Origin of the sequence: Rhizorhabdus sp. (assembly GCF_018006725.1) — a bacterium.
GTDB lineage: Bacteria > Pseudomonadota > Alphaproteobacteria > Sphingomonadales > Sphingomonadaceae > Rhizorhabdus.
In genome coordinates this window covers 1-20870 of sequence record NZ_JAGMXV010000005.1, presented here as the reverse complement: position 1 = coordinate 20870, position 20870 = coordinate 1, and the positions used below count along the sequence as shown (strand labels likewise).

The 20870-nt window shown below is 65.7% G+C and carries 21 protein-coding genes; 10 read left to right on the top strand and 11 right to left on the bottom strand.

All coding sequences use genetic code 11. From position 1 onward, the window contains the following. The first annotated feature begins 146 nt into the window (after window positions 1–146). The gene (gene lnt / locus KAY22_RS01705) at window positions 147–1799 is read left to right on the top strand and encodes an apolipoprotein N-acyltransferase (protein WP_296619338.1); all 1653 of its coding nucleotides are present in this window, start codon (window positions 147–149) and stop codon (window positions 1797–1799) included. A gap of 41 nt (window positions 1800–1840) precedes the next feature. On the opposite strand, the gene KAY22_RS01700 is transcribed toward lnt, so the two are convergent. Next, complete coding sequence (locus KAY22_RS01700; RefSeq protein WP_296619335.1) at window positions 1841–2134, bottom strand: hypothetical protein; 294 nt, start codon at window positions 2132–2134, stop codon at window positions 1841–1843. A gap of 251 nt (window positions 2135–2385) precedes the next feature. On the opposite strand from KAY22_RS01700, the gene metK reads away from it, so the two are divergent. From metK to nhaA, 4 genes are all read left to right on the top strand, one after another. Then, window positions 2386–3600 (top strand): methionine adenosyltransferase, encoded by a 1215-nt coding sequence (gene metK, locus KAY22_RS01695; RefSeq protein ID WP_296619332.1) that lies wholly within the window; start codon window positions 2386–2388, stop codon window positions 3598–3600. Window positions 3601–3719: 119 nt separating this feature from the next. Then, window positions 3720–4289: an SAM-dependent methyltransferase gene (locus KAY22_RS01690; RefSeq protein WP_296619329.1), complete on the top strand. Its 570-nt coding sequence runs from the start codon at window positions 3720–3722 to the stop codon at window positions 4287–4289. Further along, entirely contained in the window at window positions 4282–4962 is a 681-nt protein-coding gene (locus tag KAY22_RS01685; RefSeq protein ID WP_296619325.1) for a tRNA (guanine(46)-N(7))-methyltransferase TrmB, read from the top strand. The genes KAY22_RS01690 and KAY22_RS01685 overlap by 8 nt, the downstream gene beginning before the upstream one ends. A 123-nt stretch (window positions 4963–5085) precedes the next feature. Next, window positions 5086–6267, top strand: coding sequence for a Na+/H+ antiporter NhaA (nhaA, locus tag KAY22_RS01680; RefSeq protein ID WP_296619324.1), 1182 nt, complete (start codon window positions 5086–5088; stop codon window positions 6265–6267). 6 nt (window positions 6268–6273) lie between these two features. On the opposite strand, the gene KAY22_RS01675 is transcribed toward nhaA, so the two are convergent. The 6 genes from KAY22_RS01675 to KAY22_RS01650 form a co-directional block, all read right to left on the bottom strand. Then, on the bottom strand, window positions 6274–6486 hold the full coding sequence (locus KAY22_RS01675) for a DUF2061 domain-containing protein (RefSeq protein ID WP_296619321.1): 213 nt from the start codon (window positions 6484–6486) through the stop codon (window positions 6274–6276). A 320-nt stretch (window positions 6487–6806) separates the two neighbouring features. Further along, window positions 6807–7646 carry a TorF family putative porin gene (locus KAY22_RS01670; RefSeq protein WP_296619319.1) on the bottom strand — a complete coding sequence of 280 codons (840 nt, stop codon included), beginning with the start codon at window positions 7644–7646 and terminating at the stop codon, window positions 6807–6809. 209 nt (window positions 7647–7855) lie between these two features. Continuing rightward, window positions 7856–9373, bottom strand: a complete 1518-nt coding sequence (locus KAY22_RS01665) for a SulP family inorganic anion transporter (RefSeq protein WP_296619318.1) — start codon at window positions 9371–9373, stop codon at window positions 7856–7858. Then, window positions 9370–10062 (bottom strand): carbonic anhydrase, encoded by a 693-nt coding sequence (locus tag KAY22_RS01660; RefSeq protein WP_296619316.1) that lies wholly within the window; start codon window positions 10060–10062, stop codon window positions 9370–9372. Before KAY22_RS01660 ends, KAY22_RS01665 begins: the two co-directional genes overlap by 4 nt. A gap of 124 nt (window positions 10063–10186) precedes the next feature. Continuing rightward, window positions 10187–11506: an ATP-binding protein gene (locus KAY22_RS01655; protein WP_296619314.1), complete on the bottom strand. Its 1320-nt coding sequence runs from the start codon at window positions 11504–11506 to the stop codon at window positions 10187–10189. Between the two features lie 8 nt (window positions 11507–11514). Beyond that, the gene (locus tag KAY22_RS01650; protein ID WP_296619312.1) at window positions 11515–12225 is read right to left on the bottom strand and encodes a response regulator transcription factor; all 711 of its coding nucleotides are present in this window, start codon (window positions 12223–12225) and stop codon (window positions 11515–11517) included. Between the two features lie 256 nt (window positions 12226–12481). On the opposite strand from KAY22_RS01650, the gene KAY22_RS01645 reads away from it, so the two are divergent. Then, window positions 12482–12937, top strand: coding sequence for a MaoC family dehydratase (locus KAY22_RS01645; RefSeq protein ID WP_296619310.1), 456 nt, complete (start codon window positions 12482–12484; stop codon window positions 12935–12937). Here the strand turns inward: KAY22_RS01645 and KAY22_RS01640 are convergent. Then, a complete protein-coding gene (locus KAY22_RS01640) occupies window positions 12934–13773 on the bottom strand; it encodes a CoA ester lyase (protein WP_296619307.1) in 840 nt (279 codons plus the stop codon). The genes KAY22_RS01645 and KAY22_RS01640 overlap by 4 nt on opposite strands. 176 nt (window positions 13774–13949) lie before the next feature. Between KAY22_RS01640 and KAY22_RS01635 the strand changes: the two genes are divergently transcribed. Both KAY22_RS01635 and pabB read left to right on the top strand, forming a co-directional pair. Then, complete coding sequence (locus KAY22_RS01635; protein WP_296619302.1) at window positions 13950–14390, top strand: dihydroneopterin aldolase; 441 nt, start codon at window positions 13950–13952, stop codon at window positions 14388–14390. Window positions 14391–14398: 8 nt separating this feature from the next. Continuing rightward, on the top strand, window positions 14399–15586 hold the full coding sequence (gene pabB, locus KAY22_RS01630) for an aminodeoxychorismate synthase component I (RefSeq protein ID WP_296619300.1): 1188 nt from the start codon (window positions 14399–14401) through the stop codon (window positions 15584–15586). On the opposite strand, the gene KAY22_RS01625 is transcribed toward pabB, so the two are convergent. Then, window positions 15555–15965 (bottom strand): VOC family protein, encoded by a 411-nt coding sequence (locus KAY22_RS01625; protein WP_296619296.1) that lies wholly within the window; start codon window positions 15963–15965, stop codon window positions 15555–15557. The genes pabB and KAY22_RS01625 overlap by 32 nt on opposite strands. 143 nt (window positions 15966–16108) lie before the next feature. Between KAY22_RS01625 and yghU the strand changes: the two genes are divergently transcribed. After that, on the top strand, window positions 16109–17014 hold the full coding sequence (gene yghU / locus KAY22_RS01620; RefSeq protein ID WP_296619294.1) for a glutathione-dependent disulfide-bond oxidoreductase: 906 nt from the start codon (window positions 16109–16111) through the stop codon (window positions 17012–17014). 39 nt (window positions 17015–17053) lie between these two features. Here the strand turns inward: yghU and KAY22_RS01615 are convergent, their stop codons facing one another. Continuing rightward, window positions 17054–17236: a YbdD/YjiX family protein gene (locus tag KAY22_RS01615; RefSeq protein ID WP_296619292.1), complete on the bottom strand. Its 183-nt coding sequence runs from the start codon at window positions 17234–17236 to the stop codon at window positions 17054–17056. Next, a complete protein-coding gene (locus KAY22_RS01610; RefSeq protein WP_296619440.1) occupies window positions 17236–19278 on the bottom strand; it encodes a carbon starvation CstA family protein in 2043 nt (680 codons plus the stop codon). Before KAY22_RS01610 ends, KAY22_RS01615 begins: the two co-directional genes overlap by 1 nt. Before the next feature lie 420 nt (window positions 19279–19698). Between KAY22_RS01610 and KAY22_RS01605 the strand changes: the two genes are divergently transcribed. After that, window positions 19699–20870, top strand: a 1172-nt coding sequence (locus tag KAY22_RS01605) for a TonB-dependent receptor plug domain-containing protein (RefSeq protein WP_296619291.1), incomplete at its 3' end; no start/stop codon positions are given.

The window sequence follows — 20870 nt, the reverse complement described above, 5'->3', positions numbered from 1 at the left end:
GCGGGCATATGTGAAGGCCCCATGACGCTGTCAAGCGGCGGCCCGGCGGAATTTTTTGCATTCCATGACACCAAATAGCCGACCACGGGTTTCGGTCGATTGGCCCACAGGATATTGGGGGGCCACCGCAATCCTAAAAGCCGGTGATGCAGAAACTCGTCCCCCTGAAATACCCGGCCATCGCTTTTGCGCTCGGCCTCGCCTCGGCCCTCGGCTTCGCTCCTCTCAACTGGTGGGCGATCACGCTGCTGTGCATCGCCGCGCTCATGGGGCTGACGATGCGCGCGGACCGGCTGCGCGACGTCGCGTGGCGCGGCTGGGCGTTCGGGGTCGGGCATTTCACCTTCGGCAACAACTGGATCGCGCAGGCCTTCACCTATCAGGACGCCATGCCCCACTGGCTGGGCGGCATCGCGGTCTTCCTGCTCGCGCTCTATCTGGCGGTCTATCCGATGCTCGCCTGCATCCTCGCCTGGTCGTTGCACCGCCTTCCGCTGGCGCTGCATCTGCGTCGCTTCCGTCTCGATGGAGAGCGGCGGCGGGCGAAGCTGAAGGGCCTCATTCCCGAGGGGATGGAGCCAGCCCGGGAGGTCGAACTGCCGGCGCCCGCACCGGCGGCGTTCATCCCCCTGTTCGCCGCCAGCTGGATCGTCACCGAATATATGCGAGCGACGCTGTTCACCGGTTTCGCATGGAACCCGCTCGGCGCAGTCCTGGTCGCGCCCGACAGCGCGGAACCCGCCTGGATCGGCCTGACCCGTCTGTTCGGAACCTATGGGTTGTCGGGATGGATCGTGCTGCTGTCGGGCATCTGGTTGCTGGCGATCCTGCCGGGCACGAAGCGGATCCGGTGGCAACGGGTCGGCTGGGCGTTGCTCGTGGCGATGCTCGCTCAGATCCTGTCGGCCTGGTTGCTCCGCCCTCTGCCGCCCGGCAATGGGCCGCTGCTGACCGTGGTTCAGCCCAACATCAACCAGAACGAGAAATGGGATCCTGCGCTCCAGCGCAAGAATTTGGAGCGGCTGCAGACGCTGACGGGACCGCCCGGCCCCCGGCCCCGGCTGATCCTGTGGCCCGAGGCGGCCACGGCCGACTTTCTGGAGATCGATCCCGACGCCCGCGCACGGATTGCCGCTTTGCTGGGGCCGGGCGACCGCATCCTGCTGGGCGGGGATTCGCTGATCTTCGACCGCGCGGGGCAATTGACGGCGGCGCATAACAGCCTGTTCGGCCTCGATCCGCAGGGCAGGATCATAGGCCGTTACGACAAGGCCCATCTCGTTCCCTATGGCGAATATCTGCCGGCACGACCGATACTGTCGGCGATCGGACTGTCGCGCCTCGTCCAGGGCAATGTCGATTTCCTGCCAGGCCCCGGCCCGGCCACGCTGCCGCTTCCCGGCTTCGGCAAAGCCGGAATCCAGATCTGCTACGAAATCATCTTTTCGGGACAGGTGGTCGATGCGCGCAACCGGCCGGACTTCCTGTTCAATCCGTCCAACGACGCCTGGTTCGGGCGCTGGGGCCCGCCCCAGCATCTCGCCCAGGCCCGCCTGCGGGCGGTAGAAGAGGGCATCCCGGTCATCCGATCGACGCCGACCGGAATTTCGGCGATCGTCGATGCCGACGGCCGGTTGCTCCACGCCCTCCCATGGCGACAGTCGGGGGCGATCAACGCGCCGCTACCACCAGTCCGCCCCACGACGCCTTTCTCGCGCCATGGCAACCTGCTGCCGATGGTCTTCGCGCTGCTGCTGACTGCGGCAGGTCTCGCTTTCGCGGTGCGCGGCCGGGCCTGAAGCGTCCCGCCGCCCCCGGGGCGCTTCTGCCTGTCGAAACGTCAGCTGTTCGGTCGGCACTCGATCGAGATGCGGGCGCGGGTCGGATCGGGCCAGCTCTCGGTCGCCGCCATGTTGGCCGCATCGCGCGCGTCCAGCCAGACCCTTGCCAGGCCCGTCATGGCAGCCTCGTTGCCGAACAGCCCGCCCTGCGCGAAATAATCCTTTTCGGCCGTGCAGCCGTCGATCCCGGCCCGCTCGAAAACACGCCGCGCGGCCGTGGTGGCACGATTCTCCTCTGCGGAGGGGTCTCGCGGGCAGCCATAGAGCCAGTCGATCGCAACCTTGTAAGGCATAATGTGGTTCCTCGGGGCGAATCCCCTTTTGTCCAAGCCTCGCTCATGTCCCGAATCAGATTAATGTCCGGTATATTTCGTAAGGGGTTTTCAGAGGCCGGTTCCGAATCCGTAGTAGCCGCGGCTCAGGACGTCGCCCGTTGCGGACGCGAGCAAGCGGCGCTAAGGGCGATATAACGAACTCTTTATATCCTATTCGCAGCGAGCGCCTTATCAGGCGACTATCATCCCAAGAGGGTCAGTCAGTACCTATGCGCAGCAACTATCTCTTCACCTCCGAGAGCGTGTCCGAAGGCCATCCCGACAAGGTTGCCGATCAGATTTCGGACGCCATCGTCGACCTCTTCCTGTCGAAGGACCCGGAGGCGCGCATCGCGTGCGAGACGCTGACGACCACCCAGCTGGTCGTGCTTGCCGGTGAGATCCGCTGCAAGGGCGTCTATGAGAATGGCGCCTGGGCCGCCGGCGCGCAGGAAGAGATCGAGAAGATCGTCCGCGAGACGGTGCGCGAAATCGGTTATGAGCAGGACGGCTTCCACTGGAACCAGTTCCGCTTCGAGAACAATCTTCACGGCCAGTCCGCCCACATCGCGCAGGGCGTCGACGCCAGCGGCAACAAGGATGAGGGCGCCGGCGACCAGGGCATCATGTTCGGTTTCGCCTGCGACGAGACCCCCGACCTGATGCCGGCCACCCTCTATTACAGCCACAAGATTCTCGAGCGCATGGCCGCCGACCGCCACTCCGGCGCCGCCCCCTTCCTCGAACCCGATGCCAAGAGCCAGGTCACGCTGCGCTTCGAAAATGGCAAGCCGGCCGCCGCGACGGCGATCGTCGTCTCGACCCAGCATGGCAAAGGCTATGACGAGGGTGAGAAGGAAGCCGAGCTCAAGGCCTATGTGAAGCAGGTCGTCGCCGACATCCTCCCGGCCGAGCTTCTGTCGGACAAGACCGTCTATCACATCAACCCGACCGGCAGCTTCGAGATCGGCGGGCCGGACGGCGACGCGGGCCTTACCGGCCGCAAGATCATCGTGGACACCTATGGCGGTGCGGCCCCCCATGGCGGCGGTGCCTTCTCGGGCAAGGACCCGACCAAGGTCGACCGCTCGGCCGCTTATATCAGCCGCTATCTCGCCAAGAACATCGTCGCCGCCGGCCTTGCCCGCCGCTGCACGATCCAGCTGGCCTATGCGATCGGCGTGTCCGAGCCGCTCTCGCTCTATGTCGACACGCACGGCACCGCGAGCGAAGGCATCACCGACGCCGCGATCGAGACCGCGATCCAGGGCATCGAAGCGCTTGGCAAGCTGACCCCGCGCGGTATCCGCACCCATCTCGGCCTCAACAAGCCGATCTACCGCAAGACCGCCGCTTATGGCCATTTCGGGCGCAAGGCCGAGGGTGACCTGTTCCCGTGGGAGCGGACCGACCTGGTCGACAAGCTCAAGGCCGCCCTCGCCTGATCGCCATAGCCCGGCCCGGCTGTCCCGGCCGGGCTTATTGTTGAACAGCCGTTTCTTTCCTCTGGCGCAGTGTGGCGGGAAGCGAGTAGGGCAGCGTCGTGACCTCGAGCGGAGCGCCCATGTCGGATCTCGCAGCCTTCCTGCGCGCCTGGGCGCGGGATCCGCTCGGTATTGCCGCCGTGGCACCTTCGGGGCCCTCGCTCGCCCGCCTCATCACCGCGCACATCACCCCCGACATGGCCCCGGTGATCGAACTCGGCCCCGGCACGGGCGTCTTCACAAAGGCGCTGCTCGACCGGGGACTGCAGGAATCGGATCTTATCCTGATCGAGAATGAGGCGGACTTCGCGCGCATGCTCGAAACGCGCTTCCCGCAGGCCCGCGTCGTGCGCGGCGACGCGGCTGGCGTACACCGCCACCGCGCGCTGTTCGCCAACGGACTTGCCGGTGCGACCATCTCCGGACTTCCGATCCTGAGCATGAACGTCGCCCAGCAGATGAAGATCATGCGCGGCTGTTTCGATCTGATGCGCCCCGGCGGACGCCTCTACCAGTTCAGCTACAGCCCGGTCTGCCCGGTGCGGAAGCCCGTCATGGACCGGCTCGGGCTCAAGGCCCGGCGCCTGTCAAGCACGCTGCGCAACCTGCCGCCGGCGGCCGTCTACGAAATAGGTCGCGACCATGAATGATCCGCTCTCGATCCGGCGCCTCTACGGGCGCCGGCAGGGACACAAGCTGCGGCAGGGACAGGCGGAACTGGTCGAGCGCCTGTTGCCCGAGATCAGCGTGCAGGAAACCGGTGCGCTCGACGCGCCCGTGCTGTTCGGCGACGATCGGCCGCTGGAGCTCGAGATCGGCTTCGGCAAGGGCGAGCATATGGCCTGGCAGGCGTCGCAGCGCCGCAACCACGGCTTCATCGGCTGCGAGCCCTTTCTCGACGGCGTCGTCGGTGCGCTGCTGAAGATTGACGAACTGGGCCTCGACAATGTCCGGCTGCATATGGGCGACGCGATCGACGTGCTCGAACGGCTCCCCGACGCTTCGCTCGAACGGGCCTGGCTGCTCCATCCCGATCCCTGGCCGAAGGCGCGCCACGCCAAGCGCCGCTTCATGAACGACGGGCCGATCGGCCTGATCGCGCGCAAGATGAAGCCCGGCGGCGAATTCCGTTTCGGTACCGACCACCCCGTCTATGTTCGCTGGGCGATGATGGTGATGGGCCGCTCCCCCGATTTCGAATGGCTCGGCGAAACCCCGCACGATTTCCTCGTCCGCCCCGACGACTGGCCCGAAACGCGCTACGAAGCGAAGGCACGGGCGAAGGGCCACGAAGTCTGGTATTTTCGGTACAGACGTCGGTAGCCGAGCGGGGTTGCGAGGGGGATAGGCCTCTGCAATAGCAACGGCGGGTGCACGTCCCGCTGGGGCGGGCAGGTTTTGCCGTTGGTCGGGCCGCCAGCGGTCAGACTCATGCCCGGAGGCCCGATGGTCCTGTCCCGCCTGAAACCGCGCAGCGCGCTTCGCCAGTTTTTCCACGGCCAGGCGTCCGCCGGCCTGATGTTGATGGCCTGCGCCGCGCTTGCGCTCGTCATCGCCAATTCCCCCCTGGGCCTGGCCTATGAGCACGCACTCCATGTCTTCATAGGTCCCTTGTCGGTCCAGCATTGGATCAACGACGGGCTGATGGCGATCTTCTTCCTGCTGGTCGGGCTGGAGATCAAAAGGGAGGTGCTCGACGGGCAACTGTCTTCCTGGCCGCGCCGGATATTGCCGGGGCTGGCCGCCGCCGGAGGCATGGCGGTGCCTGCGCTCGTCTATCTGATCTTCAATCCGGGTCCGACGGCCCATGGCTGGGCCATACCGGCGGCGACAGACATCGCCTTCGCGCTGGGTGTCCTGGCTCTGCTGGGCAAGCGCGTTCCCGTTTCCCTGCGCATCTTCCTCACCGCGCTCGCCATCATCGACGATCTCGGCGCCGTGATCATCATCGCGCTGTTCTACACGGCGGAGCTGTCGCTGCCGCATCTCGCCGGCGCAGCCGGCTGCGCCGGCCTGCTGTTTGCGATGAACCGGCTGGGCGTTCGTCGGCTTTCCCCCTATCTGCTCATGGGGCTCATCCTATGGGTGCTGGTCCTGGGCTCCGGCGTCCACGCCACGCTGGCGGGGGTCGCCCTTGCCTTTGCCATACCCCTGCAGGAAACGCCCGGTCGTCCGGACTCCGAGACCCGTAGCCCGCTGCATCGGCTCGAACATTTGCTGCACATGCCGGTCTCCTTCCTGATCCTGCCGATCTTCGGACTGGCCAATGCCGGAGTGCGCGTCATTGGCCTTCCGCCGGAGGCGTTCACCGCGCCGATAACGCTTGGAGTCGGCCTTGGACTGCTGATCGGCAAGGTCGTGGGCGTTTTCGGGACATCCCTAGTCGCGGTCCGGGCGGGAATCGCCGACATGCCCGCTCACGCCACCCCGGCACAGCTGTTCGGGACCGCTCTCCTGTGCGGTATCGGCTTCACGATGAGCCTGTTCATCACGCTCCTCGCCTTTGCCGGGCAGCCGATCCTGCAGGCCGAGGCGAAGATCGGCATTCTCGCCGGATCGCTTCTGGCCGGCATGCTCGGCTTCCTGATCCTGCGGTTCGCCCGGCGAGAGGACGCCGCCGCTGATTGAAGCAGCTCAGGCCGCGATGGGCGCGCCAACGCGTCGCGCTATCTCATGGCGTTTCCAGGCGCGTTCGTGGAAGAAGAAGGCGACGGCGTTGACGCAGGGTTCGATCAGCGCGATGCCGCCCGCGATCTGAACCGATCCGGTCAGGGCATAGGCCACGCCGAACCCGATAGTCAAGTGCAGGGAAAGATAAGTCAGGGTCTTCAGCATATCGGTGGGCATGGCTTCGTCTACGCCGCCATTTATTGCGATCGATTCGCAAATAGGCAAACGGGCTTCCTCGATCAGAGCGACGCAAAGGGTCGATCAGCGGGCACGCAGGACGACAGCTGAATCCCACCTATGGCGATTGCGCCACAGCTCGCCAGCCCCTTTCGGAAAGCGCGGATATCCGCCGATCTTTGCAGGAGAAATTGCTGCGATGCGTCATTAGCATCTTTGCAACGAAATGTTTCTGCTACTTTCTTTCAGCGTCGATGCGCTTCCCGGCATGAAAAACGGGGCGCGCCAGCGGCACGCCCCGTCCTTGCATTGTCAACGGATCAGAAAGCGGCGCTGACCGAGAAGACCACCTTGCCGCTGGCGATCGACGAGCCGTTCTTCGTCGACGAGAAGTTCGGCAACAGATAGGCCGACTCGCTCTTCGAGATGTCGGTGTCGATGTAGGACACGCCGAGTACGACCGGTCCGACCGCGACGTCCGCTCCGACCAGCCAGTCGAGATATTTGCCGGTGGGTGCAACGCTGGTTCCGTTCGGGCCGAGGCCCGAATTGCCGTTCGAATAGCCGAGGTGGCCCTTGAGAGTCACAGGCGTGTTCGGGATCGAGCTGGAGATGTCGCCCCAGATATAGAGATTGTCTTCCTTGTCGCCCGGCGCATCGGGAATGCCCGTGCCGGCCGAAGTGCCGTTGAAATACCAGCGGCCGAGCGCCTCCTGCTTGGGTGCGTAAGCGACACCACCGAGAAGGTTGACCGGGCCAGCGGTGCCGCTGAGCTTGAGGAAGAGTTCAGCAAAGTCGGTCTTGTCGGCGCCGCCGGGATACATGAACCAGGTCAGGCCGGTGTCGACCGCGACCGCGTCAGTCAGCTGCACCTTGTAGCCGCCGAACAGGTCAAGTTCCATGTTCGAACCGCCGAAGGTGCCCCAGCCCGACAGGTTCGAGCCCCAGGTGCCGGCATAGAAGCCGCTTTCGTGGTTGATGGTGATACCGCCCTGGATCGCCATTTCCTTGTCGCTCTGCGACACACCGCGGAAGCGGTAATCGGAAACGAGACCGACGCTGCCGGTCACGGTGAAGGCGGAGCTTTCCTCGTCCTGAGCGAGAGCCGGCGTGGCGGCAGCAAGAGCCAGGACTGCGGCGGTGAGTTTCGGAAAGCGCATAAAGACAATCCCCTTTTCGGTTTAGGATCGTCCCTCCTCATCGACGTGCGCCATCTCTATGCGGATCGCGTCTCCATTCGACACGCTCATTATGGAGATGAGGTTCAGCGGTACGTTTCTAGATTGTTACAAATTGTTTCTAAAAGACAGCGCCACGCTCCTTGTTCGGGGAGCGTGACGCTGTTGCAACACCTTACGTTTAGGGCAGGTTAGGCTGCCATGCGGCGGAGGTGCTCCTCGTCGCAATCGACCCGGACCTGGGCGCCCCCCGATCGGTGGCGGCGAACCCACTCGCCGATCATCTCGGCCATGCTGTGGTCGATCGCGGGAACCTCGCGCATGTCGAGGCGGACCGGACGACCGCCGGGGATCGATTCCAGCACCTTGGAGACCTTGGGCAAGGCCACGAATGTCGCCGCCCCTTCGAGCCGAACCTCGCTCTCGTCGGCCTTCTCGGCGGTGTCGACCTTCAGCTTCAGCTTGCGGACATGCGGCAGCAGCTCGATCATCGACAGGGCCAGGCCCACCAGCACGCCGGTCAGCAGATCGGTGGAGACGACCATGACGAAGGTCGCGACCCAGATCATCGCCGGCAGCACGCCATGATGCTTGAACAGATGCTGGACATGCGAGACCGACACGAGCCGCCAGCCGGTCACGACCAGCACACCCGCGAGCGAGGCCATCGGGATCTCGCGCAGCAGCCAGGGCAGCAGCGCGACGAAGGCGAGGAGCCAGCCGCCATGGAGAACCGCCGACAGACGCGTCATCGCGCCTGCCTGCACATTGGCCGAGCTGCGGACGATGACGCCTGTCATCGGCAAGGCACCCGCAAGACCGCAGAGGAAATTGCCGACGCCTTGAGCGCGCAGTTCCTTGTCATAATCGGTCCGCACGCCATCGTGCATGCGGTCGACCGCAGCCGCCGACAGCAGGGTTTCCGCGCTGGCGATGAAAGCGATCGCGATCGCAGTCACCAGAAGCGCCGGCTGCATGATCTGGCCGAGGAAGCCCTCGCCCGGAGGAGCGACGGCCGCGACGATCGATTCGGGCACGTCGACCCGCGTGATCGACAGGCCGAACGCCCATGCGGCGACGGTACCGGCGATCACGCCGATCAGTGCACCCGGCACGAGCTTCATCGACTTGGGCCTGAGCTTCTCCCAACCGATCATCGCGACGATGGTCAACAGGCCGATCGCGAAGGCCAGTTCGGCCGCCTCGATGTTGGACGCGGACAGGCCGAGCATGCGGCCGGGCATCGCCGCCAGATTCTGCAGGCCGTTGGCCAGCGGCTTGGCGTCGAACAGGACGTGGAACTGGCCGACGACGATCAGCGCCCCGATACCGGCGAGCATGCCGTGGACAACCGCCGGCGAGATGGCACGGAACCAGCCGCCGAGACGGAAAACGCCCGCGACGAACTGGATAGCCCCCGCCAGCACCAATATCGGACCGAGCGCCGCCAGACCGAAATCGCGGACGATTTCGAACACGATCACGGCCAGGCCGGCGGCGGGACCGCTGACCTGCAGCGGGGACCCCGCGAGCAGGCCGACGACGATGCCGCCGATGATCCCGGTGATCAGGCCCTTTTCAGGCGGAACGCCCGAAGCGATGGCGATGCCCATGCAGAGCGGCAAAGCCACGAGGAACACGACGATCGACGCCGTGAAGTCGCGTGACAGCGTGGCCCCCGAAAAGAGGGAGGCGGAGGCGGCTTTCATTCTGCGGCTTCCTGAAGCAGGTCGGCGGCCAGGCGCTGGGCAGCCGGAAGCGCGACCGGAAGCGGCTTGTCGGCGGTCATCGGGGTGAACCGGCCGGTCTTGCCGTCGAGACCGAGCACTTCGCCCGCATGAATGTCGACGAACCAGCCATGCAAAGCGAGTTCGCCGCGCGCGATCGCAGCGGCGACCGACGGATGGGTGCGCAGATGCGACAGCTGCGTCACGACATTTTCGAGCGCAATGATGCGCGCACGATCATTGTCGCCTGCTTGCGGATAGGCTTCAGCGGCCACTTTCTGCGCCGAATGCGAATGGCGCAGCCAGGCGGCGACGTTGGGCATGCCTTCGAGCGAGCCGGGATTGGCAAGGGCCTTCATGGCGCCGCAATCGGAGTGACCGCAGACGATGATGTCGCGCACACCCAGCACCATGACCGCATATTCGACCGTCGACGAAACGCCGCCATTGGCCTGCGAATAAGGGGGAACGATGTTGCCCGCATTGCGGCAAACGAACAGGTCGCCCGGAGCCGCCTGAACGATGAACTCGGGCACCACGCGCGAATCGGCGCAGGAGATCATCAGGGCCTTGGGACTCTGCCCATCCCGAGCCAGCTTGCCATAAAGGTCGCTGTTGCTGGGAAATGTATTGGACTGGAACGTGACTACGCGTCCGATCAGCTCGTTCATTTCTGGACTCCGAAATGTGCGCCGGTAAGACGGCGGGAGCCTCGAATATCGGGCAGTCTCTTTGCGGCGGCGCAGCGTCCCTGTAAAAAATCATTGCTGTCGACGAAACGACTGCGGACAGCGGTCAAGCGAGCTTCTGCGCGCCTTTCACGGGAATATCGATATCGGCCTGCAGGCCCCCTTCGGGCCGGTTGGTCAGCCGCAACTCCCCTGCGTGGGCGCCCACGATCCGTTCGACGATGGCAAGCCCCAGGCCCAGCCCCTCGGTGTTCCGCTCGCGCGCCGTATCGAGCCTGACGAATGGCTGCTTCGCCGCCTCCAGATCGGCCTCGGGAATTCCGGGCCCATTGTCCACCACCCGCAGGATCACGCGCTCGTCCATCGGAATGAGAGTCACGGTAACCGTCTGCGCATGGCGCAGCGCGTTCGTCACCAGATTGTCGAGCGCGCGCTTGAGATCGTAGAGGCGAACGAAGGCGTCGAAATGTTCGGGCCCTTCATAGCGCACGTCATGCCCATGGTCGGTGGCATCGTCGACGACGGTCGCAGCCATCACCGCGACATCGGACCGGACCCGCGGCTGGTCATTCTCGTCGCCGCCGAGGAAGGCGAGCAGCGAGGCGATCATCGTTTCCATCTCGATCGCATCGCGCTGCATGGCGTCGCGCGTCGCGCCGTCGGCGACCATGTCGATGCGCAGACGCAGCCTGGAGATCGGGGTGCGCAGATCATGGCCGACTGCCGCCAGCGCCTGGGTCCGGTCCTGGATCAGGCGCTGGATGCGGTCCTGCATGGCGTTGAACGCCTTGACCACGCGCAGCACCTCCCCGCTCCCCACCTCGGGCAGGATGATACGGTCGCCATAGCCATAGCGCTCGGCCGCTTGCGCCAGCATCCGGATCGGCTTCAGCGTGTTGCTGATCAGCAAGCTGCCGATCACGAGCAGCGCCATCGCCGGGACCAGCGCCAGGATGACCCGACCAATGGCGAGATCCCAGCCGCTCTCGACGTCGCGTGTGCCGAAGGTGATCCAGCTGCCATCGGGCAGGGTCATGCCGCCGACGACCATCGAGTTGAGCCCCGGCGACTTCAGCTGCAGCCGCATTTCGGAATCGGCCAGTGACGGTTCCCAGCTGACGATCTGGTCGCGCATCTCGCGCAGTTCGGGCGCCATGCGCGGCGGATCGGGCAGAGACTCGCCCCAGCGCACGTCATAACGATCGGTGGTCAGCAGCGACGCCATCGCCGGCCGCTCACGCGGTGGCCTCTCGGCGATCAGCTTGCGGGTGATGACCAGATGCTCGGCCAGGCGGTGCGCCTCGTCCTCGCGCAACGAAAACTGGCTCGCCCGCTCGTACAGCATCGTGCTGGTGCAGAACTCGACGGATACCGTCAGGAGCAGGATGATCAGGATCCGCCCCACCAGCCCAAGCGATGGGCGCACCAGATGGATCAACTGCGCGAGACCTCGGCGTTGAACATATAGCCGACGCCGCGCACCGTGGTGATCGGCGCATCCTTGCCCGCGCTCTGCAGCTTGCGGCGCAGCCGGCTGACGAGGACGTCGATGCTCCGGTCGGAGGCGTCGCCCAGCCGGGTCCGCGACAGCTCGATCAGCCTCTCGCGCGCGATCACCCGCTGGGCATTGTGGACGAAGCTGGAGAGCAGATCGAACTCGGCCCCCGTAAGGTCGACGATGGCGCCGGTGGGTGAGGTGAGCTCGCGGCGTGGGAAATTGACGGTCCAGCCGTCGAACGATGCCTCGTTGCGCCGGCTGACGTCGCTCTGCCGGTCCATGCCGCCACGCCGCAGCACGGCGCGCACCCGCGCCATCAGCTCGCGCGTGCTGAACGGCTTGGGCAGATAATCGTCGGCGCCGATTTCAAGCCCGATCACGCGGTCGGTCTCGCTGCCCTTGGCGCTGATGAAGATGATCGGCACGTCGCTCTTCTGGCGGACCTGCCGGCAAAGCTCGATGCCGCTGGTGCCGGGCAGCATGATGTCGAGCAGGATCAGGTCGACCGGCTCGGCATTGAAGATGATCCACATTTCCGGCGCCGTGGAGGCCGGACGGACCGTATAGCCATTCTCCTGCAGCGCGCGCGCGGTCAGGACCCGGAGCGAGGGATCGTCTTCAACCAACAGGATGGTACTGGACGTCACGGTCTTCCTCATCGGGACGGAGGTGATTCAGGTATGGGGGCACCGCGAATGCGTCAACCGCCCTGTCCTGCAAAAGATTGCACCTCGGAACATGGCAATGTTTTGACATGATATGGACGAGGTACGGACATGACCAGCGCCAGTTGAAGCGGCGCCGGCCATAGGTCGCGTCTATGCGCCGCCGGGCAATGTTTCGATTTTGCCGAGCGCGCCGCGCCTTCTATCCTCCCGACAGCGCAAGCAGAAGGAGGCCGGGATGGCGGGACGCTGGTTCGACGAATGGACGGTGGGGGATCGCCTGACGCACGACATCCGCCGGACGGTTACCGAGACCGACAATCTCCTCTTCTCGACGATGACCCACAATCCGCAGCCGCTCCATCTCGATGCCGAGGCCGCGCGTCAGAGCGAGTTCGGGCAGATCCTCGTCAACGGCACCTTCACCTTCGCGCTGATGGTCGGCCTGTCGGTCGGCGACACGACGCTGGGCACGCTCGTCGCCAATCTCGGCTATGACAAGCTGGTCATGCCGAAGCCGGTCTTCATCGGCGACACGATGCGCGCCGAGAGCGAGGTCGTCGAACTGCGCGAGTCCCGGTCACGGCCCGACGCCGGCATCGTCACCTTCCACCACCGCCTGCGGAACCAGCGCGACGAGGTGGTCTGCGAATGCCTGCGATCGGCGCTGCTGAGGCGGAAGCCTGCGGACTAAAGCACACCCGCGCGGGCCAGGAGCGCCTCGGCCTGTTTCAGGTGAGGGCGATCGACCATCTTGCCGTCGAGCTTTAGGGCCCCAACCCCTGGATGGGCTGCGAACAGCGCGACGATCGCCTTGGCCTGGTCGATCTCTGCCTCGCTCGGGCTGAAGCCGCGATTGATCGTTTCGACCTGCGACGGATGGATCGCCATCATGCCGGTGAAGCCGTCGCGCCGGCCGCGCGCGACATAGGCGGCAAGGCCTTCGCTGTCGGCGATGTTCGGATAGACCGTCTCGATCGCGGCGACCCCCGCCGCATGGGCGCCGAACAGGGTCAGCGCGCGGACCATCTCATAGGGCGGGGTGTAACGCCCGTCCTCCTCGCGCGAACTGGCTGCGCCGATCGCCGCCGGCAAATCTTCGGCACCCCAGGTCAGGCCGACCAGACGCTCGGCATAGGCCCGGTAGCTGCCCAGCGCGAAGATGGCAGCCGGCGTTTCGGTCGCGATCGGCAGGATCGGCGGGCAATCGGCCCCCGCCAGTTCGAGCAACCGTGCGACCGAGTCCTGCCCTTCGGCCTTGGGCAGGACGATCCCCGCCGGACGCGCCGCGACGATCGCGCGCAGGTCCGCGCCGACATGCCCGGAATCGAGCGGGTTGATGCGGACGAAGCTCGGCACCGGGGGCGCCGAGCGCAGCCATTCGCCGATCGCCTCGCGCGCACGGGCCTTGGCTTCGGGCGCCACCGAGTCCTCCAAATCGAGGATCAGCGCATCCGCGCCGCTGGCAGCGGCCTTCGGAAAACGCTCCGGCCGATCGCCGGGGACGAAGAGGAGCGAGCGCAGTCTCATGGCTCCCGCATTGCCTTCGCGGCCCAGCGATGGCAATCGGCGAATCGGACTGGGGAGGTCGTGATCCGACGGAGCGGACGCATCATGCGGAGGCCCGACAGCCTGGACTCCCGGCCGCCTCGCCGAACCGACCGCGATAGTCTAGCCGGGTGATCCGGGCCTGCAGGGAAAGACGCATGACACAAGGCAAGCGCATGATCGACCGGGCCCCGGCGGACGGATCGCTAGACCCGACCGCACACTACCGGCGCAGCCGTTCGGCCCCGGTCGTCCTCCACCAGCGCGTCTGCGTCGACGACATTCGGGTAGAGGCGTTCATCGGCGTGCACAGCCATGAGAAGAACCGGCGCCAGTCGCTGATCGTCGCGGTCCAGCTCGACATATTGCCGCCCGAAGCGGACACCATCAACGATACGATCGACTATAACCGCATCGTCGAGGAATGCCGGCGTCTGGCCGACCGGAGCATCGGGCTGATCGAGAATTTCGCGCGCCAGCTAGGCGAGGCGCTGCTCGCCGATCCGCGCGTGATGCGCGCCGAAATTTCGGTGGCGAAGCCCGGGGCGCTGCCCAATGGCGTCGCCCGCTCGACCATCGCGCTGGCGCGAGGCGCCTGAAGCGCCCCATGCCCCCCGTCCCCGATCTGTCGGGCAGCTTCGCCGTCCTGGCCGCATCGGGCAGGAATCGGCTCTATGCGCAGCCGGTCGACACCATCGTCGCCTGGACGGGCGCCGACGTCGACGAAGCGCTGACCCGGCTCGACGCGGCGCTGACGAGCGGATTGCACGCGGCAGGCTGTCTGACCTTCGAAGCGGGCCTGGCACTCGAACCCCGGCTGGCGGCACTGGCGCGACCGCTGCCGCCGGAGAGCGGACCGCTGCTGTGGTTCGGCTTGTTCGAGGGCTTCACCGATCTGCCCGACGACTGGACAGCCGACCTCGCAGCGCAGGCCGCCGCCGGCGCCGCCGAGCCGCTGATCGAGCGAAGGGCCTATGCCGCTGCCTTCGCCGAGGTCCAGCGGCTGATCGCGGCGGGCGACGTCTATCAGATCAACCTGACCTTTCCCTGCCGCGTACCGGTGAGCGGCGATCCCGTGGCGCTCTATGCCGCGCTACGCGACCATGCCCGCGCACCGCATGGCGGAATCCTTCGCACGGACGACCGATCGATCCTCTCCTTCTCGCCCGAGCTGTTCTTTCGCCGCGACGGTCAGGCGATCGAGTGCCGGCCGATGAAGGGCACGGCTACGCGTGGCGCCAGCGCGGAGAAGGACCGGCTCGCCGTCGCGGCGCTGTCGGACGATCCCAAGCAGCAGGCCGAAAACCTGATGATCGTCGATCTGTTGCGCAACGACATCGCCCGCATCTGCCTCCCCGGCAGCGTCTCGGTCCCGCGCCTGTTCGACGTCGAGACCTATCCGACCATCCATCAGATGACCTCGACTGTCACCGGAACCCTGCGCGAAGGCATCGGCGCCGAAGCCCTGCTGCGCGCGCTGTTCCCCTGCGGATCGATCACCGGCGCGCCGAAGATCCGCGCGACAGAGGCCATCCTGGCGGTCGAACCCGAATCTCGCGGCATCTACACCGGGTCGATCGGCTGGTTTGCGCCCGATGGATCGGCCGAGTTCAACGTTGCGATCCGTACCCTCGACTGGCCGACCGGCGCTCCATTCGCCCGCTATGGCATCGGCTCGGGCGTCGTCGCGGACTCGAGCGAAGCGAGCGAATGGCGCGAATGCCTCGCCAAGGCGGAGGTGCTGACCCGGCGGCAGGCCACCCCTAAGCGGGCGCAGGCCCCTCGAAGAAGTTAAGTTCGAGAAGAACGCCATTGGGATCCTGGGTGAAGATCTGTTTCAGCCCGATCGAATCCGCGCTGTTGGTCCGGTAGTCGGCGCCCATCGCATCGAGCCGCCCGCGCACCTCCTCGAACCCCGAGCAATTGAGCGCGACATGGTGGATCGGCCCGGTCGGCCCCGCTTCGACCGGCCGGTCGTAGAAGCGAGGACAATCCATGCTGTTCAGGTGGAGGATCGGCCGGCCGCCGGCATCGTACATCCACTGGACATGCTCGGGCAGCAGCGGCGCCGGGCCGTCGCGGCGTTCGAGCGACAGAAGCTCGGCGTAGAAGAGCGCCGTGCCGTCGAGATCATCGGTGACGATGTTGACATGGTCGAGTGCGTTGACCCGCATAGTGCATCCTCTTGCCTGTGCGCGACCCGTCCGGTGGTTGAACTTTCTGGCCGCGATACGATCTTTGCGATCATGTCTGCTTGCCCCCGGCCATAGCCTTCGCTCTGGCCTTGCCCAACACATAATCCCCCAAGGAACGACCGATGGCCGATCAGGACCCCGCGAACAACTTTCCCCCGGGCTATGTCCCGCCGAGCGTCTGGACCTGGGAGAAGCCGAGCGGCGGCGCCTTCGCCAGCATCAACCGTCCCGTCTCGGGCGCCACCCACGACAAGGAACTGCCAGTCGGCAAGCACCCGCTGCAGCTCTATTCGCTTGGCACCCCGAACGGCCAGAAGGTCACGATCATGCTCGAGGAGCTGCTCGCGCTCGGCCATGCCGGGGCCGAATATGACGCCTGGCTGATCCCGATCCAGGAAGGCGCGCAGTTCGGCAGCGACTTCGTTGCGATCAATCCCAATTCGAAGATCCCGGCAATGGTCGACCGCTCGGTCGATCCCACGGTCCGCCTGTTCGAGAGCGGGTCGATCCTCTTCTACCTCGCCGAAAAGTTCGGCGCCTTCCTGCCGACCGATCTCCACCGCCGGGCCGAGACCATGAACTGGCTGATGTGGCAGATGGGATCGGCGCCGTATGTCGGCGGGGGGCTCGGCCATTTCTATGCCTATGCGCCGATCAAGATCGAATATGCGATCGACCGCTTCGCGATGGAAACCAAGCGGCAGCTGCACGTGCTCGACACCCATCTGGCCAAGCATCGCTACATGGCGGGCGACGACTACACGATCGCCGATATCGCGATCTTCCCCTGGTATGGCGGGATCATGCGCGACGCCTATGGCGCGCAGGAATTCCTGTCGGTCCACGAATATCCGCATCTCGACCGCTGGGTATCGGAAGTCGCCGATCGCCCCGCCGTCCGGCGCGGGCGCATCGTCAACCGCGCGGTCGGCAGCCCCGACATGCAGTTGCGCGAGCGGCACGATGCGAGCGACTTCGACACCAACCGACAGGACATGGTCGAGGCGCGCGGCGGCACCCGCATCTGACGGCCCAGCCGCTGATGGCCGACGCGGACCGCCCGGCCGTCAGCAGCAGCGCCCGCCGCCGCCGCGATAGCGCGCGTCCTGCCGGTTGCGGAAGAAAGCGGTGCGGTCCATCGGTTCCTGGTCGGGATGATGCTCGGCCATATGGCGCAGATAGGTGCCATAGTCCGGCAGCCCGACCATCATCCGCGCAGTCCGCGCGATCATGCCGAACAATTCGCCCATCAGACAACCGCCTCCCCGCCGATCTCATGGACGCTCGGCCGGTCGAGCCGCCGCGCGGCAAGGCAGCTGCGTAGCGCGAAGACGGCGATTGCCAGCACCACGACGAGGAACAGGGCACAGAGGCCCGCGTCGATGCGGTCATTGAAGATGATCCGCGCCATCTGGTCGGCCGACTTGGCCGGGGCCAGGAGTTCGCCCCGCTCGGCCGCGTCCGAGAAAAGGGCTGCATGGGCAAGGAAACCGACCTTCGGATCGGTCGAGAAGATCTTCAGCCACCCCGCCGTGGTCGTGCAGATCAGCAGCCAGCCGGTCGGCACCAGCGTGACCCAGGCATAGCGGTCCTGCTTCATCCGGAAGAGGACGACCGTCGCCAGCATCAGCGCGATGGCGGCGAGCATCTGGTTCGAGATTCCGAAGACCGGCCACAGCGTGTTGACCCCACCCAGCGGATCGGTGACGCCCTGGTGAAGGAAGAAGCCCCAGGCGCCGACACACAGCGCCGTGGCGATGAGGCCGGGCACCACCGCGCCGCTGTCGCGGAAGGACGGGACCACCGTACCGATCAGGTCCTGCAGCATGAAGCGCCCCGCCCGCGTGCCCGCGTCGACCGCGGTCAGAATGAACAGCGCCTCGAACAGGATCGCGAAATGATACCAGAAGGCCTTCATCGCGCTGCCGCCGATCACATGGCTGAAGATTTCCGCCATCGCGACCGCGAGCGTCGGGGCGCCGCCGGTGCGCGAAATGATCGTCGCCTCGCCGACGTCCTTCGCGGCCTGGGTCAGCACGTCCGGCGCGATCGGGAAGCCCATCGCGGTGACGGCGGCGGCCGCGCTGGCGGGGTCGCTGCCGAGCACCGCCGCCGGGCTGTTCATCGCGAAATAGATGCCCGGATCGAGGATCGACGCCCCGACCAGCGCCATGATCGCGACGAAGGCCTCCATCAGCATCGCGCCATAGCCGATGACGGGCGCATGATCCTCGCTGGCAATCAGCTTGGGGGTGGTCCCGCTGGAGATCAAAGCGTGGAAGCCCGACACCGCACCACAGGCGATGGTGATGAACAGGAAGGGAAAGAGCCCGCCCGACCAGACCGGCCCGCCCCCGCCGATGAACTGCGTCAGCGGCGGCATGCGCAGCGGCGGGGCCATGATGACGATCCCGACCGCAAGCGCGGCGATCGCACCGATCTTGAGGAAGGTCGATAGATAATCGCGCGGCGCCAGCAGCAGCCAGACCGGCAGGATTGCCGCGACGCCGCCATAGCCGATCAATATCCAGCAGAGCTGGAGCGGGGTGAAGGTGAAGGCCGGCCCCCACACCGGCGACTGCGCGACCGCCTGGCCGAAGACGATCGCAGCGATCAGGCCAAGGAGACCGAACAGCGACACCTCGCCGATGCGGCCGGGGCGAATCCAGCGCGTATAGGCGCCCATCATCAGCGCGAGCGGGACGGTCGCTGCGACGGTGAAGCTGCCCCAGGGGCTTTCGGCCAGCGCTTTGACCACGATCAGCGACAGAACGGCGAGAATGATGACCATGATCATGAAGGCGCCGATCAGCGCGATCGTGCCGGCCGCCATGCCCATTTCCATGCGCACCAGCTCACCCAGCGAGCGCCCGTCGCGGCGCATCGAGATGAACAGGATCATGAAGTCCTGCACCGCGCCGGCGAGCACGACGCCGGCCAGGATCCAGAGCGTGCCCGGCAGATAGCCCATCTGCGCCGCCAGCACCGGCCCCACCAGCGGCCCCGCCCCGGCAATCGCCGCGAAGTGATGGCCGAACAGCACGCTGCGCTCGGTCGGCACATAGTCGAGCCCGTCGCCCCGCCGGACAGCCGGCGTCGGTCGCGACCCGTCCAGCCGCATCACGGTGCGCGCGATGAACAGCGCATAATAGCGATAGCCGATCAGGAAGACGCTGATCGCCGCCGTAACGACCCACAGGGCGTTGATCATCTCGCCCCTGCTGGTCGCAACGACCGCCAACGCGAAGGCGCCGATCGCCGCCAGCAGGGCCCAGGGACCATGTTTCCGGATCACGCCATTCTCCTCCTGCGGCCGACGGGCCGCTACCGCACGAACCCAGCCTGTAGTCCGCTGCAGGTCAAGCGCAAGAACCAGCCTGCTATCCTCGGCACGGACAATGCTGCGCAGCATTTCCGCCGACATAGTCGGTAACCGAGCAGACAAAGGCTGGGGAAAAGATCGCGACGACGCCCCATGTCGCGGTTACGCCCAGTCCCCTCATTTCAGAAACAATTGTTATTTTACAATGCAATGATCAACGTATCCAAATCCCGGTCGACCCGCCTGGGAAAAAATCATTCATGCATGTTTTTTGCTCTTTTCAAAAATGAACATCTATGTTCCTTTATGAGGGCGATCGGATGGATCGCGAGGAGGGGCAGCCGATTCGCTCGCAAGCAGCGGACGGTCCCGAGGGACGGAGAGAGAGCCATGAAAGGACTGCTCCGGGGTGCGACGCGCGCCCTGGGAACGGCGACTATCGCCTTCTTGACATCGACGAGCACCGTGGCGCTGGCGCAGACCGCGCCCGAACCGGAACGGCAGGGCCAGGCGGCCGGCCTGGAAGACATCGTCGTCACCGCCCGCCGCGTCCGCGAGTCTCTTCAGGACACGCCGGTCGCCGTCACCGCCTTTTCCTCCGCAGCGATCGACCGCAAGTTCGCGACCGACATTCGCGCGCTGGCCGGTGACGTTCCCAACGTCGTCATCACCAATGTTCCGGGCTTCAACGCCGCCTCGATCGGTATTCGCGGCCAGTCGACCGGCGACATCATCCTCACCTTCGAACCGGCGGTCGGCGTCGTCGTCGACGATTTCGTGCTCGCCCACGTCCAGACCCAGTTGTTCGACCTGTTCGACATCGACCGGATCGAAGTCCTGCGCGGCCCCCAAGGCACATTGTTCGGCAAGAACACCGTCGGCGGCGTCGTTAACGTGATCACCAAGCGGCCTGAAAAGACCTTCGGCGCCGAAATGCGGCTCGGCTACTCGAGCTTCAACACCAAGGACGTGAAGGCCGCGATCAACCTGCCGCTGGCCGACAATCTGTTCTTCCGCGTCGCCGGCTCCTTCCAGGAGAGCGACGGCTATTACCGGCTGACCAAGACCAACAATGTCGACTTCATCCCAATGGACGTGCCCGCGCGCGGCCAGCGCTGGGGCGGTACCCGCTATTTCAGCGGGCGCGCCAAGCTGCTTTGGGAACCGGGTCCCGACACCAATGTCCTGTTCACCTACGAAATGCTTCGCGACCGCGGTGACTCTCCGCCGAGCGTCAACGAGTCCCCTGCCGGCTTCCTGTTCGACGTGATCGGCTTCCCCGGCATCCAGACCACCGGCGCGAGCCCGTTCGACACCGGTACGACGCTGTGCCGTGGCAATGCCAATGCGCCGACCTGCCCCGGTACGCTCAACGGCCACCGTATCAATGTCGACGGCGGCTATGTGCGGGTCGAGCACAATATGCAGGACATCGGCTCGCTGACCGTCGTCTGCGGCTATCGCAAGGTGAAGTCGAGCCTGCCGTCCGACTATACCGGCGAAAGCGCCTATCTGTTCGTATCGACGCGCGACGATACCCGCGATCAGTACAGCCTCGAAGC

Coding starts and splice junctions, on each gene's coding strand:
- lnt (WP_296619338.1), top strand. CDS start 147: ATGCAGAAACTCGTCCCCCTGAAATACCCGGCCATCGCTTTTGCGCTC.
- KAY22_RS01700 (WP_296619335.1), bottom strand. CDS start 2,134: ATGCCTTACAAGGTTGCGATCGACTGGCTCTATGGCTGCCCGCGAGAC.
- metK (WP_296619332.1), top strand. CDS start 2,386: ATGCGCAGCAACTATCTCTTCACCTCCGAGAGCGTGTCCGAAGGCCAT.
- KAY22_RS01690 (WP_296619329.1), top strand. CDS start 3,720: ATGTCGGATCTCGCAGCCTTCCTGCGCGCCTGGGCGCGGGATCCGCTC.
- KAY22_RS01685 (WP_296619325.1), top strand. CDS start 4,282: ATGAATGATCCGCTCTCGATCCGGCGCCTCTACGGGCGCCGGCAGGGA.
- nhaA (WP_296619324.1), top strand. CDS start 5,086: ATGGTCCTGTCCCGCCTGAAACCGCGCAGCGCGCTTCGCCAGTTTTTC.
- KAY22_RS01675 (WP_296619321.1), bottom strand. CDS start 6,486: ATGCCCACCGATATGCTGAAGACCCTGACTTATCTTTCCCTGCACTTG.
- KAY22_RS01670 (WP_296619319.1), bottom strand. CDS start 7,646: ATGCGCTTTCCGAAACTCACCGCCGCAGTCCTGGCTCTTGCTGCCGCC.
- KAY22_RS01665 (WP_296619318.1), bottom strand. CDS start 9,373: ATGAAAGCCGCCTCCGCCTCCCTCTTTTCGGGGGCCACGCTGTCACGC.
- KAY22_RS01660 (WP_296619316.1), bottom strand. CDS start 10,062: ATGAACGAGCTGATCGGACGCGTAGTCACGTTCCAGTCCAATACATTT.
- KAY22_RS01645 (WP_296619310.1), top strand. CDS start 12,482: ATGGCGGGACGCTGGTTCGACGAATGGACGGTGGGGGATCGCCTGACG.
- KAY22_RS01640 (WP_296619307.1), bottom strand. CDS start 13,773: ATGAGACTGCGCTCGCTCCTCTTCGTCCCCGGCGATCGGCCGGAGCGT.
- KAY22_RS01635 (WP_296619302.1), top strand. CDS start 13,950: ATGACACAAGGCAAGCGCATGATCGACCGGGCCCCGGCGGACGGATCG.
- pabB (WP_296619300.1), top strand. CDS start 14,399: ATGCCCCCCGTCCCCGATCTGTCGGGCAGCTTCGCCGTCCTGGCCGCA.
- KAY22_RS01625 (WP_296619296.1), bottom strand. CDS start 15,965: ATGCGGGTCAACGCACTCGACCATGTCAACATCGTCACCGATGATCTC.
- yghU (WP_296619294.1), top strand. CDS start 16,109: ATGGCCGATCAGGACCCCGCGAACAACTTTCCCCCGGGCTATGTCCCG.
- KAY22_RS01615 (WP_296619292.1), bottom strand. CDS start 17,236: ATGGGCGAATTGTTCGGCATGATCGCGCGGACTGCGCGGATGATGGTC.